The 14488-nt window shown below is 44.3% G+C and carries 16 protein-coding genes; 15 read left to right on the top strand and 1 reads right to left on the bottom strand.

What is annotated here, in order from left to right; genetic code table 11:
- Positions 1–40: 40 nt before the first annotated feature.
- The 4 genes from AC23P2_RS09095 to AC23P2_RS09080 all read left to right on the top strand — a co-directional run bounded on the left by AC23P2_RS09095 (position 41) and on the right by AC23P2_RS09080 (position 2817).
- Positions 41–814, top strand: a complete 774-nt coding sequence (locus tag AC23P2_RS09095) for a hypothetical protein (RefSeq protein WP_487772904.1) — start codon at positions 41–43, stop codon at positions 812–814.
- A 17-nt stretch (positions 815–831) separates the two neighbouring features.
- Entirely contained in the window at positions 832–1446 is a 615-nt protein-coding gene (locus AC23P2_RS09090) for a DinB family protein (RefSeq protein ID WP_487772903.1), read from the top strand.
- A 27-nt stretch (positions 1447–1473) separates the two neighbouring features.
- Positions 1474–1920 carry an ester cyclase gene (locus tag AC23P2_RS09085; RefSeq protein WP_028525085.1) on the top strand — a complete coding sequence of 149 codons (447 nt, stop codon included), beginning with the start codon at positions 1474–1476 and terminating at the stop codon, positions 1918–1920.
- Positions 1921–1998: 78 nt separating this feature from the next.
- Positions 1999–2817, top strand: a complete 819-nt coding sequence (locus tag AC23P2_RS09080) for a DUF6597 domain-containing transcriptional factor (RefSeq protein ID WP_487772902.1) — start codon at positions 1999–2001, stop codon at positions 2815–2817.
- A 52-nt stretch (positions 2818–2869) separates the two neighbouring features.
- On the opposite strand, the gene AC23P2_RS09075 is transcribed toward AC23P2_RS09080, so the two are convergent.
- Entirely contained in the window at positions 2870–4171 is a 1302-nt protein-coding gene (locus AC23P2_RS09075; protein WP_487772901.1) for a Gfo/Idh/MocA family protein, read from the bottom strand.
- Positions 4172–4320: 149 nt separating this feature from the next.
- Here AC23P2_RS09075 and AC23P2_RS09070 point away from each other — a divergent pair, with 149 nt between their 5' ends.
- The 11 genes from AC23P2_RS09070 (at position 4321) to AC23P2_RS09020 (ending at position 14488) form a co-directional block, all read left to right on the top strand.
- Entirely contained in the window at positions 4321–4920 is a 600-nt protein-coding gene (locus tag AC23P2_RS09070) for an RNA polymerase sigma factor (RefSeq protein ID WP_487772900.1), read from the top strand.
- Positions 4921–4933: 13 nt separating this feature from the next.
- Positions 4934–5647, top strand: coding sequence for a tetratricopeptide repeat protein (locus AC23P2_RS09065; RefSeq protein ID WP_487772899.1), 714 nt, complete (start codon positions 4934–4936; stop codon positions 5645–5647).
- Positions 5648–5671: 24 nt separating this feature from the next.
- A complete protein-coding gene (locus tag AC23P2_RS09060; RefSeq protein ID WP_487772898.1) occupies positions 5672–7498 on the top strand; it encodes a S8/S53 family peptidase in 1827 nt (608 codons plus the stop codon).
- 3 nt (positions 7499–7501) lie between these two features.
- On the top strand, positions 7502–10249 hold the full coding sequence (locus AC23P2_RS09055) for a CHAT domain-containing protein (RefSeq protein ID WP_487772897.1): 2748 nt from the start codon (positions 7502–7504) through the stop codon (positions 10247–10249).
- Between the two features lie 58 nt (positions 10250–10307).
- Positions 10308–10769 carry a hypothetical protein gene (locus AC23P2_RS09050; RefSeq protein WP_487772896.1) on the top strand — a complete coding sequence of 154 codons (462 nt, stop codon included), beginning with the start codon at positions 10308–10310 and terminating at the stop codon, positions 10767–10769.
- Between the two features lie 68 nt (positions 10770–10837).
- Positions 10838–11245, top strand: a complete 408-nt coding sequence (locus AC23P2_RS09045) for a hypothetical protein (protein WP_487772895.1) — start codon at positions 10838–10840, stop codon at positions 11243–11245.
- A gap of 48 nt (positions 11246–11293) precedes the next feature.
- Positions 11294–12883, top strand: a complete 1590-nt coding sequence (locus AC23P2_RS09040; RefSeq protein ID WP_487772894.1) for a DUF6345 domain-containing protein — start codon at positions 11294–11296, stop codon at positions 12881–12883.
- Positions 12884–12954: 71 nt separating this feature from the next.
- Entirely contained in the window at positions 12955–13149 is a 195-nt protein-coding gene (locus AC23P2_RS09035) for a hypothetical protein (protein WP_487772893.1), read from the top strand.
- A 29-nt stretch (positions 13150–13178) separates the two neighbouring features.
- Positions 13179–13532 carry a hypothetical protein gene (locus AC23P2_RS09030; RefSeq protein ID WP_487772892.1) on the top strand — a complete coding sequence of 118 codons (354 nt, stop codon included), beginning with the start codon at positions 13179–13181 and terminating at the stop codon, positions 13530–13532.
- A 4-nt stretch (positions 13533–13536) separates the two neighbouring features.
- Positions 13537–13935 carry a hypothetical protein gene (locus tag AC23P2_RS09025; protein ID WP_487772891.1) on the top strand — a complete coding sequence of 133 codons (399 nt, stop codon included), beginning with the start codon at positions 13537–13539 and terminating at the stop codon, positions 13933–13935.
- Between the two features lie 19 nt (positions 13936–13954).
- Positions 13955–14488 carry a collagen-like triple helix repeat-containing protein gene (locus AC23P2_RS09020; protein ID WP_487772890.1) on the top strand — a complete coding sequence of 178 codons (534 nt, stop codon included), beginning with the start codon at positions 13955–13957 and terminating at the stop codon, positions 14486–14488.

Genomic DNA, 14488 nt, shown 5'->3' with positions numbered 1-14488 from the left:
AATTTTGTGTCATTATAATCACCCTCATTATCAAAGACACATGAAAAAGCTGCTTTTACTTTTCCTTCCTGTTTGTTTTTCTTTTGTCGGCGACGACCCCGTTGGGGCACTGAACGGTTCGTTTAAAATGACAAAAAAGAAATACGGTGACGCCAAAGAATGGACAATCGCCGACGAAAGCCTCGACGTTAAGGTATTTAAAAATGGGTACTGGTTTAACGCAAAACTTCGACCTGGCAATAAGGAACTCAACGGGATTTGTGGCGGGCGCTATGACCTAAAAAATGGCAAATACAATGAGTATGTGGACTATTACTCGTGGGACTCTACCGCCGTAGGGAGTCTTTATACCATGAATTATAAAATCACCAAAGAAGAATACCATCAATACGGAAAAATGAACTCCGTCAAATGGCCTAACTACGATGTCAACGAAGTGCGAACACGCTTGAGGGCTTCGGAGCCACTCAAAAACAAGGCGTTGGAGGGAGTATGGTTCATGCAAGAAGGCTACTGGAGTGGCACAAGTCGCTTCGGTGAAGGCAAATACAAAGGCTTCTCAGTGATTAAAATCTTCTCCTATCCACTGGTTGTTTTTGCTTATTACGACGCCGCCAATAAAAAATTTGACGGAGGGGGGGTGGCTCGCTATCAGTTTGACGGACAAACACTCACTGAAACCAACGAGCTATGGAGCTGGAATATGTCGAGACGAGGAAGTAGCAAAACACATAAAATTACGCTCAAAGACGGCCAATTCATTCAGGAAGGCTGGGAAGGAAAACTAAGAGAAGTATTTGCAAAGGCGAACTAAACTAATCCCCCTTTTTTATGAAAACACTATTTTCCTCTCTATTTTTAGTAGGAACAGCTCTCACTTTTTTACACGCACAAGAAAATACGACAGCCAAACTATGGACGGCAGCCGATCGCCAATACACAATCGACAACATGAAACGCACGCGGGATGAGTTGGTCAAAGAAACCCAAAACCTTACCCCAGCGCAATGGGCGTTTCACGAGTCAGCCGACCGCTGGTCTATCGGCGAAATTGTGGAGCATTTGGCTATATGGGAAATTGTTTGGAGTCGAGAAGTCAGTATTGGGGTTCGGAATAAACCCACGCCTGAACTTAACGCTACGAGCCGCCCCGACAGCTATTACCATGAGTTTATCATGGAAGAAGCTAAACATACTTCGCCCGACTACACGAAACCAACGGGATTTATTGATGGCAGAAAGAACTTGACTTTCTTTTTGCAAAACCACGCCATCAATCTTGCCTTTATTGAAAGTACTCAAGCTGATTTGCGGGCGCATTTTGAATTTACGGGCACTCCCAACCCCCGAAATATGCACCAAGTGTTGATTTTTCAATGGGGACACGTCGATCGCCACTTACGCCAAATCCGTAAAGTAAAAACGCACCCTAATTATCCGAAATAACTCATTCCAACCCTCACAATAAAAAAGATGGAAACAACAAAGACGACCGAATCAATCGCGGAATTAACCCGCAAAGGTACTTGCATCGAATTTTTTTCAGCCTATCAAGACCTTGATACCGAACGTATGATTAACCTTGCAACGCCCGAGGCTACCGTGTGGTTTCAGCCACTAGGCGAAGATGGCAAAGGGTTATTCCGCGAGTTTGGCAAGGCGGTATGGAGTTTACTAATGGACTGCTTTCCCGACATTGACAACACCGTTGATAGTATGTATTCTGAAGACGACGCTGTTACTTGCAAAGTGGCGATTTTTGGAACGCAAGAAAAAGAATTTATGGGGCTTCCTAGCAAGGGGTTGAAATTCAACAGCGACCATATTTTTGTTTTTCGTTTTGATGAAAATGACAAAATCACGGATCTAAGTATCAATTGGAACCACGAAAATTTTGTGGCTCAATTGACGGGTGCTTAACCGTTCGATAAATAATAGTTGTTGTTTTTGAGGTTTTTTCCACTAATTCTTAACTTTCGGTAAATCGTGACTAACCCCATGTTTTACCGAAAGTTTCCTCCACCTACGCACTTACAACCCTTTGTCGAATGTTTCTACATTTGGGAATACAGTAAAACACTAGCCAAGCCCCTCACCGTTGAGTCGCCGCCTACGGGTTTTGCGTCAATTGTTTTTAACTACGGCACTCCCTACCGCGTTACTTCCCAAAAACTAAACGGCGGGCTCGTACCCAAAAACTTCCTGACGGGACAAGCCACCAAAAGTTATCAGTTGCAGCTTTCGGGGCAAATTGGCATGGTGGGTATCGTATTTCGGCCTGCGGGCTTACATACGCTGTTTGGGATGCCGATGTATGAGTTTTCGGACGAGCGAACCAACCTGCGTGATGTGCTGGGAAAATGCGTGGATGAATACAGCGATAAAATAGAAGATGCGTCGTCGCACAGTGAGCGTTTGGCGCTACTGGAGCAATTTGTCAACGTGCAATTTCTCCGTAAAAGCCCCGTTGCCGACCGTACTGACTTTGCCGCGAACCTGATTGTGGATAAACGCGGACTTATCAACATCAACGATGTCATCAGCGAGCTTTACGTATGCCGCCGACAGTTTGAACGGAAGTTTTTGCAAAAAGTAGGCGTCAGTCCTAAATACTACACTCGCATTCGTCGGATAGGGCATTTGTGCAATGAACTAGCCCAAAAACGCTGGAAAATAGACGATTGGCAAGACCTTATTTATCATTATGGCTACTACGACCAATCGCATTTTATTAAAGACTTTACTGAATTTGTCGGAAAAGCCCCTTCGCTTTACGTAAAAAATAACACTGAACTGGCCAATTATCTAAAAAATTAAAGCCACCCCAACTGAACCGTGAGGTGGCTTTGGCTATTCTGAATCTACGATTTTACACTTTATCTGGCACAATAAACGGAGCGCGGTACTTACGCGAAAGCATCGCGTTGGCTTCTTTGTCCCCTACAAACTTTTCGGTGGTTGGGTCAAACTTGAGTTTGCGGTCGAGGCGGTAGGCGATGTTGCCCAAATGCGCCAACGAAGCCGACAAATGCGCCGTTTCTACGGGGCCATTCAAGAGTTTTTTGTCGTGAGCACGCACAGCATCAATAAAGTTTTGATAGTGGTCGCCACCTTCTTTGCGAGCAGGGCCTGGCGTACGCTCTTTCCCCAAATACGTTTTATAGTCGTTGTAACCGTTGATAACCATGTAGCCTTTATCGCCGTAAAACAAGTTTCCGACTTCCACCCCATCTTCTTTATTGGTCATCCACGGGCGAACTTCTACCTCAATTACCTTTTTTTGTTTGGGATAAATGTAGGTTGACGTCAACGTTTCGGGGGTTTCTTTGCAGTCGTTCCACAAAAACTTCCCACCTGCCGACGTGATTTCTTCGGGCAGTCCCACATCCAAGCCCCACAACGCGAGGTCGGTTTCGTGAATCCCCTGGTTGCCAATGTCGCCATTGCCATAGTCCCAAAACCAGTGCCAGTTGTAATGTACATAGTTTTTACTGAAAGCACGGGCTTGGGCAGGTCCTTGCCACAAGTCCCAATCCAGCCCCGCAGGCACAGGCGACGTGGGTTGATTTCCAATATCGGGACGCCATTTATAAATCAACGCCCGCGCCATATAGACATTTCCAATCAATCCTTCGCGGAGGTGTTTGATGGCCTCCTGAATGGCCACCGAACTGCGCAACTGCACGCCGTGCTGTACAATCCGATTGTATTTGGTCGCGGCTTCTACGAGCTTGCGGCCTTCATAAATGTTGTGACAACCAGGTTTTTCTACATAGACATCTTTCCCCGCTTGGCACGCCCAAATCGCCGCCAACGCGTGCCAGTGGTTAGGCGTAGCGATACTGACAGCGTCAATGTCTTTATCTTCATAGACCTTCCGCAAATCTTGGAACGTCTTGACTTTTTTGTTGTTCTTTTTCTCAAAATCAGCCGCTCTTTCTTGTAACACCACGTTATCAACGTCGCACAAAGCAGCCACTTCTACGTTGGGTAATTTTGAAAAGCCCGAAATGTGGTCTTTTCCACGGCCATTGATACCGATAACGGCCACGCGCACGCGGTCATTGGCGCCAAAAGCACTGGCAGGAATAATCGTTGGCAACGACAGCGAAGCCGTGCCCACCGCCGCCGTTTTGATAAACGAACGGCGCGAAAAAGGTGTGTGTTTCATTGGAGGTCAAGGGTTTGAAATGAACTGCATGATCGTTTGAAAGAAGTACAGCAGCTACGCACAGTAAGACTATTCGGGGAAAGAAATACTTGTTTTTCTGGAAATCGTTTACCACTTTAGTGAAAGCAAATCCACTTATCCCTATCTGAATGTTTATTTTTAATAAAGTCTTGAGAGATGACGCCCTCCTGCAAGGTCTTCAAGCAGGAACTCCCCAAAGGCGGCTCTATGAAAATAAACTGTACGAAAAATACCACTACCTCGTTCGGGAAGCCTGTTTCAAGCACAAAATCAGCCAAGACGATGCCGAAAGCGCGTATTCTGATGCTATTTTGATCGTCATTGAGCACGTCGTCAGTCGTCGTTTTGAAGGACGTTCGGAGTTAAAAACCTATCTAACTCAGATATTTACGAACAAATGTGTTGATAGTATCCGAAAAAATACGACTAACAAAGCGGAGGTTCATACCAACAGCATTGGGTTGGAGGATGCGCTCGCTTGGCTGCCCGACGAAACGCAGTCGGCGGTACGAAAGCTCATTGTGGAAAGTGAAATAGAAACTTTACAGCAACGCTTACGGGCACTGGGCGACAAGTGTCGTGAGATGATTTTGGCGTGGGGTGAAGGGTACACCGACGAAGAAATTGCCCAAACAATGGGCTACAACACCGCCGCAGTAGCCAAAACAAGCCGATTAAGATGTTTAGAGAAATTAAAAGAAAAGTACAAATCCTCCATCGGGGGTTAGGGGCTTATATTTTATGGAACAGATAGAAGCGTATTTTAATCATACACTTTCGGAAGCAGAGCGAATACAATTTGAGCAAGCACTCAAAAGCAATCCCGCCTTGGCCGAAGAAGTTGCTTTTTGGTTGCAGGCGCGGGCGGCGGCTGAGGCAGAAGCGCGCGCTCGACGCAAGGAAGAGTTGACGCAGCTAGGGCAACAGCTCCAACAAAAAGGCCGCCGCAGTCTTTATTATGCCTTGAGTGCAGCAGCCTCGGTGGTTTTGTGTTTGGGCATTGGCTGGTACGTATGGCTCCGAAAGTCGATTGTTGAGAGTGATTACAACCAAGCATGGGCAAGTACATACATCGAAACAAACTTCTCAACCCTCGAAGGGCTCAAACTAGGAAATGCCGAAACGGATAGCCTGCAATGGGGCATCCGAAGCTACAATGAAGGCGACTTACAAAAGGCCAAGGCTATCTTTGAAGCACTCCTCCAGCGCGACAGCACCAATGCCGAAGCAGAAAAAAATGCGGGTCTTGTTTCCCTTCGCCTCAAGGAATACGACCAAGCCATTGAACACTTTCACCGCCTTGGCACCCGCACCGATTTGGTCTCAAATCCTGGCAAATTTTACGAAGCGCTCGCGCTTTTGATGAAAAATGAACCGTTAACTCAAAAGTCAGCACAAAATTTGCTCAACGAAGTAAAGAGGGATAAATTAGAGGGGTGGAAGGAAGTGGAGTGATGTTAATAATAACCCTTTTTCTCTATGGCAGCGCCTATTAAAATTCAATTCGTTGATAGAAGAGAGTACAATCCTCAAGACCCAATACCAGAAATCGACCTAGCTGATATCCGCATCACAGCCCCAGCCGAAATTTCCGTATGCTCTCCCCCTAAAGGGCAAGAACAAAACAATTTCAATGGATTTTTATCTCCTGTTGATATAACCACAGATGGGCAATTCGCCGTAAAGAACCAGAAAATACTCATTCTCAAAACATCTGACTATAATACTTTAAGAGAAAAAAGTACGATATCTAAATGCAATGTGAAGGATAGAAAGAAATGTATTGATATAATCCAAATTTCTATCTCGTTCAAGCAACCCAAAGGATGCCTTGGATTTCTATTCGAGCAACCTAGATATACAGCAGAAGTAGTACGTGCTGGCGAATGCCCCAATGGTAAGGATGCTGATGGTCATGAGACAACCATAGTACTTATTGAATGGGAAGACAATGACCAAATCCCGCCTTTTGCTGAAATTGATAATATAGCCACTATATCTCAATTTAGCCAACTCACTAACTTAATCATAAGCCCCGACCCCGCTGGAGACCCTGGCGACCCTATCAAATCTGCCACAGAATCTTCTCCTTCTCAAATTACCCATATTTACCCAAGTCAACTACAAGTCGTAACTCAAATAAATGAATACAGGAATGGTATAACTTCTGATAGTCATTGTGTAGCAGTCTTGGATACGGGATTAAAATATAGCACGAAAGGAGCTAAATACCAGAATAGGTCAGGCAAGTCTATTTATTTTAAAGTTGCGAAGCCCCATCATACCTGCGGATTAGAAAGCGATAGTTTAGGTTATAATGCGGTTACAGACTATTTAAAAGTCTATAAAGCGGCTATTTTAGATTATGACCCAAACAATATCGCCTCTGGTTTCTATGGCGAAGTTTTCAAAAAAATCCAGAATATGGAATTGACAAGAGAAGATATCATAAATACCCCTTACGATGACAATTTAGTAGATGAAATTGATGAAGCTGGGTGTTACAAACACCAAGTAGGACGACATGGTACTATTATCTCGGCTATTATTAATCAAAAGAATAATTGGCCTGTATTACCAGTAAAAGTCTTTAATGCTGCGGGGCTTGGCACTTTTTTTGATTTATTATGTGGACTGAACTATGTTATAGGACAAAAAAAAGCTGGTCTAAATATTCAAGCTCTTAATGCTAGTTTTGTAGGGTCTTTCTTAGAAGGAAGTCAAGAACTAAATTTTTTAGAAGAAAAATTTCAAGAAATCGCGAGTTTAGGTATTTGGATAGCAGCAGCAGCAGGTAATGAAGATGTTAATTTGGATTCTAATAAGAAATATCCTGCTTGCTTTTCAATAGACAAGATGATTACTGTTGGAACTGCGACTATCCCTTATCTAGTAAATCGGAACAACTCTCCAACGAATTATGAGCAGAACCTTGCCCCTAGCATACGCCAAGCTATCTTAAATCTCCCCGCTTTAACATTGCTGGCGTCTCCCCAAAACTTATCTATAATCAGGGACACTAACTGGTTCTCTACCAACAACATATCACCTCAGGTCGTGCATTTAGCTGTCGGCAATTCAGATATAGAAACAGATGAACTGCCATCACCTTTCTATAGCGGTTCTGAAACTTTTACAGGCACCTCTATTGCAACCGCTTATGTTTCGGCCATGATGACAGTACATCTTCCTTATAACGGAAATCGCAATTCTTTAATTGACTTACTTTCTTCAGGAAGACAAAGTGATACTTTAAGGAGCACAGTTAATAACGGACGCCTTATGCTGGTTAATACAGAGGATTAATGTATGAACAAAAGAGTTATTATATTTCTGTTTTCCATCATTTTAGCAAATACAGGAGGGGCACAATGTCCCTCTTATGCTGTTTTATGGGGTAATTTACAAAAAATCAGTGGTATACAACCAGAAATAGCTCAACAACCTCAATTAGAAAAGTGGTTTCAAAAATGGAAAAAATGTCAATACCCACTAGACTCTACTTATACTGACGCCCTTCAAGAGTTGGCCTTGGTTTACTATTACAAAAAAGAGATTTCGCAGGCAATAACTATTTCTAAGCAGGCTATCGTCTTAAACACGAAAAAACAACCAAATCTTCGTTTAGCAGATTTACCTAAAACCTACTATAGATTAGGGGTTTATTACAATGCAGCAGGCCAATGGCAACTCGCCATAGAAGCTTTGGATAACGCTACAAAAACAGGAGCACAACTTAAAAGCGCTCGAAAATGGGTGAGCAACGCTCATTTATACCTAATTTTTGTTCATTTTACCCAAGGTGACTATGAGCAGGCCATTTACCATAGTAACATAGGAGAGCAAATGGCCTTGGAGGATAAGGATGAAATTACACTTTCAAAAATTCTACACCAAAAAGCCCAGGCATTAGAAGAATTAGGGAAGTTAAACGAAGCCGTTACTATTTTACAAAAGTCACTAAAAATCATTCATAAATATCCCGAACAAATCTATTCTCAAGCTATTCAACATCGTCTTTTAGGCGGGCTACTTGAAAAACTGAATGACCCTAAAAGTGGTCTTAAAGAGCTACTGCTTGCGTATGAAATAGCGAAGAAAAAACCTCAAAACTTATCTGATTTCCCTAATGCCATCGGCTTGTATTATTACGACACAAAAAATTATCCAAAAGCGATTGAATATTACAATGAAGCCATTCAAATTGACAACAGTCTGTTTAATAAAAGTAATTTGTATAATCACATAGGAAAAACATACGTCCGATTAAAAGACTACCCAACAGCTCTTTCACAATTCCAAAAAGGGCTTTCTATGCTCAGTTCTTCTTTTCAACCAACAAATATATCAGACCTGCCTGCGGCTAAAACAATCCAAATCTCCGCACAAAAAAGATATTGCTACTCCCTTATCCAAGACAAAGCCGACACGTGGCTTGACTACTACAAAGCGACCAAAATCAAAAGCCATCTAACTAACGCCCTCAAAACCTATGCCCTCGCCGACAGCATGATTGATTTTATGCGTTACGAACACGTAGGAGAAGGGTCAAAGCTGTTTTGGCGGCAAAAAACGCGAGGCATGTACGAGCGCGCCATCGAAGCCAGTTATTTAGCGGGCGATACCGAAGCTGCGTTTCGTTTTTTTGAAAAATCAAAAGCTGTTTTGCTCGCCGATAAATTGAATGAACTAGGAGCTAATCAGCAACTCACCGAAACCAGCACCAAACGCCAACGCTCCCTCCGCGACAGCATTGCCAATTTGCAAAACCAACTCGCTAGTCTGCCTGCCAACGATGCTAAAAGAGGGGCTATTCAACGACGTTTGGAGCAATTTAACGACGATTTTGAAGCCTTTCGTAAACAGCTCGAATCGACAAATCCCGCCTATTACCGCTACAAATACGACAACAGCACGGTTACAACCGACGAATTTCAACAATCATCCCTTGGAATGGGCGCTTCGCAGGGAGAGCGGGCGTTTATTTCTTATTTCGTTGGCGATAGTGCCATTTATGCCTTTTGCTTGGATAAAAAAGCGCGCCTTGTTCGGCTTTCACTTCATCCTGCCCAATACCAAACACTTGCCAACGAGTTTCTTTCGCTTTGTGCCGACCGCTCCCGCCTCAACGCTCATTATCCGCAGTATCGTGCGCTGGCTCATCGGCTTTATACGCTGTTGTGGAAGCCACTGGGCATTACAGCCCCTCGGGTGATTATCTCGCAAGATGGCGTGTTTTTACCCTTTGAAACCTTGCTTGTCCAGCCAAATCAAAACGATTTTCTGCTCAAACACCACGCCATTAGCTACACGTATTCGGCTAAGTATTTAAAGCCCCCTACCCCCCAACGGGGGAATTTTACCCATAGCTTCGTGGGTTTTGCTCCTGAGACGTTTCAGCCGTCGCTTCGTCAACCATCGCTTAAAGGTTCGGTAGCAGCTTTGGAAGAAGTGGGCAAAAATTTTTGGTGGGGGAAATTGCGAAAAAGTACAGAGGCTACCAAAGCGCAGTTTATGCAAGATGCCCCTAACGCCCGAGTCATTCAGCTTTTTACCCACGCTGATGCCGATAGCACCGATGCCGTCGAGCCACGCGTGTACTTCCACGATGCCGCACTACGTCTGTCAGAACTTACGCAAGCCGACCGCTTTGCTGCGCAATTGTTGGTGCTTTCGGCCTGTAAAACGGGCGTGGGTCAAAACCAGCGCGGCGAAGGCGTATTTAGTTTGGCCCGAGGTTTTGCCGCATTGGGTATTCCGAGTACCATCACCACGCTGTGGAGCGTAGAAGATCAACCGACCTACGAACTCACCAAACTGTTTTACCACTACCTAGACCAAGGCCTCCCCAAAGACGAGGCCCTCCAAAAAGCCAAACTCGACTGGTTAGAAAAAGGCGGAGCCGCCGATGCGCTGCCATCGCAATGGGCTGGCATGATATTGGTCGGCGACACTGCCCCTTTGGTAATGGACGGTTTACAGTTTATTGTTTTGGGTTTAGGGTTATTGGGGCTGGGAGTTTTGGGTGGAGTTTGGTGGTGGCGGAAACAGAAATAAGTTTGTTTCCCTGAATTTACTTTGCTTCGACTAACTGATTGAAAACCACTTTTCAATCATGAAGCCCCTACTTATCACTGTTTTTAGCATTTGTTCCTTGGCAAGCCATGCGCAATCGACCTATCAGTCGGACGACATCAACGCTTATCAACTGCGCCTTTCTGACCTTATTGTGGGAGAAAGCTACAAAATTGCGCTACACGATTATTTACCAAAAAAATCACGCTATTCTGTTTGGGTAAAAGTACGTTTGCTCGATGACAGTACTTTCTACACTTTGCCACAAACATTGCCTTCGGGCGATTCTTTTGGGGTACAACTTCACGTAGATGCCCAAAACCACCGAGACACCCTAGAAATTTTTCGTCGAACGGGCGAAAGAAAATCATCTTTTGCCGAAGTAAAGATTTTGGCATTTGCCTCTCAACGAACAAACGGGTACAGCCGCTACGAACGAGGTTTTGCCGAATTTGTCTTGCACCGATTATCGCTACGGCCGTCGTCGGTTTCTTCTTTTTAAAAAAAATGGAAAGAATTGTTTCCCTCCGCGTTCTTGGGTACGACTAAAAGAACATAAGCAAAAAACACATGAAAACGATTTCTCCAATATTATTTTTCACTATCTGCTTTGGGCTTAGTTCATGCAATTTATTCAAGAAAAAGGACCCTGACCCTCTCGCCAATGCGGCGGGGACCTATGTAGGCACCATGCAAGACAACACGGCCATCATACAGAATGCCCGTGCTAATGTGACTACCTCAACTTTGGATAATCGCTTGTACGTGTCGTCGGTAGGCATTACCTCTCCTACGTATCAGTTGGTCTTGACAGGAACGGGGTTTTATAATGATGGAGCGGTTAGTGGAAACCGCAACGGTATAAGTTATAGTGGGCGCGTTACGGTCAATGGTCAAACGCTTAACATTACGGGCAGCTATCGCCTCACCACTTCAAGCCCTTTCCTAAATTTTAGTTTTACTGGGGCAAAGCAGTAGAATAGTTATTTATTATTCAATTTTTTCACCTTTTAAATAAAAACCGTTATGTCAGATGTCTTACCAGTTTTTAGGCTCGCACATGCCGAAACTGAATTTTCGCACACAATAAGCGCTGCTCAAAAACTTTTTGAGTTTGGCGACGACTTCCAAATTTCAAAATCAGAGGGTAAACATACCCTTAACAATTCTCAATTTAATGTCGAGAGTGCTAATGCTGGTCTTGACATCTGGGCTTCTGATATTACCCAATACTTAAACCCCAAAATCCGCCCACAACTTCTTAGCGAAAAAGACGCTCTCAAAGCAGCCAAACAGTTCATTGAACAGAAAAAACTACTACCAAAACTCGCAAAACCCTTTGAATATGGTAAACCTCAGTTGGGCGGGACTTTTTTTGCTCAATCTGAAAAAAAACAACGTACCGATTTTCAATTAGATAGAAAGGTTGTTTTTCCTATTTTGGTAAATGGACTGCCCATTATAGGTGGGCGCGGCGACTTCGCTGTTACGCTGGGCGATAAAGGCTTGATGACGAGCTTTTCGGGAGCAGGGATTGCGGTAGCTGAGTCGTTTGAAGTAAAAATGATTGAAGAGGAAAGAATCAAAAAAACTTTTAAAGAACTTACTAACACTCTCTCTATCGAATCTTTTGAAACCTACTTAGCGTATCATGCTGGGCATGTATTTGACAAACAAGAATATTTGTATCCAGTCTATGTTGTTAAGGCCACGGCCAAAATAGGAAAAGAAAAGATAAATCTTCGCAACATCATCATACCAGCTACTGAGTTTGGCCCCAAACAGCCCAAACATTTACCTCAGAAAAAGAGGAACTTACGGTCAGGACTGCTTAATGACCTGAAAGAAAAAGACAAACTACGGCGCAATTATCAAGCACAAAGTTTGAGCACTTCTCAAAGATGGGAAGCTGGTACTTCGTGGATTGGTGTGTCTGGGGGATTGAGTGGAAGCCAAGCCAATGCTCAAGGCTTCGTGGACGAATGGCGTGCTGACGGTTGGCGTATCAACTTCAATTGGGGCGATGCCAACGCTTGGGAATCTGACTGGCGCCGCAACGACGACACTTGGATAGATGCTACAGATTTTGTGTTTTATACTGGCCATGCCAACATGAATGGCTGGACACTGGCCAATCCCGACGATGGCAGCTTAGATTTTACAGAAGTGGGCAATGCTCCCGAGAACCCTGGCGACTTGTGGGGGCAAAACGATTTGGAATGGGCCATTATCGCTGCTTGTGGTCCACTTCAAGATGAATTATTGTATGCAGGGGGTGGTAATGTCCTTGATAGATGGGATGGAGTTTTTGACGGAATGCACATCTTGATGGGTTACGGTGGTATTACGTTCGATAACACCGAAGAAGGGCGTCGAGTAGCCCAGTATGCCAAACAAGGACAAACGATTATCAACGCTTGGTTCAGAACCGCCCAAGAAGTTCAGCCTGCTACAAATGGATATGGCGCGCCAAATGGTCCCAACATCTACGTTGGCGCGATGTGGGCAAGCCGTTCGGGAGCAGACCCTTTCAACGACCACGCTTGGGGGCACGGCTCGATAGCTGCCGACCCCACCGACCCTACTTCGTTATGTGCCATGTGGACACTCTGCTAAACAATCTTAATAATGTGTTCACTTCGCAACTTTCAAAGTCTCTTTGTAAATATTTCTGAACGGGCTACTTGATGACATCCAAAGAAAGTTCAAACTATTGGAAACTCTCCCCTGAAAGTGGCTCGATTCAAATCACTGCCTACGACAAAGCCTACAACATGGTATCGGGCAATTTTAAAGAACTCAAATATGCCAGTACCAGTAGCTCTTCCAACTATCCCCACGAACTCAGCCGAGGCGAGTTTCTCAATATTTTAATCAAATAATTTTTTCCACCCTTTAAACTCTTACTACAATGAAAGAACAACCAATGGTGCTGTCACCCACCTTCGAGGTCAATTTGGGAGGAATAGACCTAACAGAGCCACAAGCCAAAGAGCTCGAAAAAGCCATTCAGCAAGCAACCATGCAGTTTTTGGCGAAGTTAGATAGTGGCTTTTTGAAAGATGTGTATGAGTTTACACCACATCCAGACCCCAACGGCGACCCTAATCCACAACCAAATTTACTACGAAACAGAAAATGGTGGTTTGGGAAAAAATTGTTGCGACTACGAAACAATCAGCGGATTGAAGCCTCCATACTAAGCCAAATAACACGGCCTGACATTGCACAAACTTTCCAATTAAACCAACTTCAAATGCCTTGACAACATGAAACCCGACCAAAAAGCCACTTGTCCCAGTGCCGAGCCAAAGGCTGGCGCGGTACTACTAGGCGTAGTACAGCAGAATGGAGAAGTGAACTTGCTCTCTCAACGTATAGAGATAGACGAAACCTTCATCGAAACTGCCTCGCAAGGCCGCGACTTAGGCCAACGCTTTCGGTTTGCCAGTCCGTGCGCTGCCAAAGGGTGCGCCAATTGGTCGGGGCATCATTGTATGGTACTCGACATTGCCCGTCAATTAGCACACGTTGAGCCACTTAGCCAATTTACATTACCAGCTTGTAGTATCCGAGACAGCTGCCGTTGGTTTATGCAAGACGGGGCGGATGCCTGCCGTATTTGCCCTAAAATCAACACAGGATTTACCGAAATAGAAACAGTTTAAAAGTAATTATTCTCATCTCATGAAAGCAGTACATTCTTTTTCCGTAGTACTTCTCAGTGCCTCTCTTTTATTTTTATCAATTGCCTGTACACCTACTAGCGGTGAACCTGGCCCACAGGGGCCTGCGGGGCCGCAAGGTGTAGCAGGTCCACAAGGCCCTGCTGGGCAGAATGGCAACGCCAACGTAACACAAGTCACTTTTAATCAAACATTTAATGCCACAGAATATAAATCATTTACTTTTCCGTCAGCAATCACCACGGATATCCTCAATTCAAGTGCGATATTGGTATATATTCGAACAAGCAATGATCCAAACAATTTATATCCAATCCCTGGCATGATTGCAGGAGACGATTTTAGATACATTTTATACCCGTCCAGCCGTAGTTTTCAGATTAGGCGACAATCGGGTACATACGTTTCTTCCGTAAGCATGACAAAAGTTATTATCATCCCTGCCAATAACCTCATCAATGGCCGTATTGGCTTGCCTGATATTGATTTTTCAGACTACAATGCCGTCAAAAAGTACTACAACCTCCCTGATTGA

Source organism: Runella sp. R0.1_18 (assembly GCF_057652155.1).
This window is presented reverse-complemented; position numbering and strand designations above follow the sequence as displayed.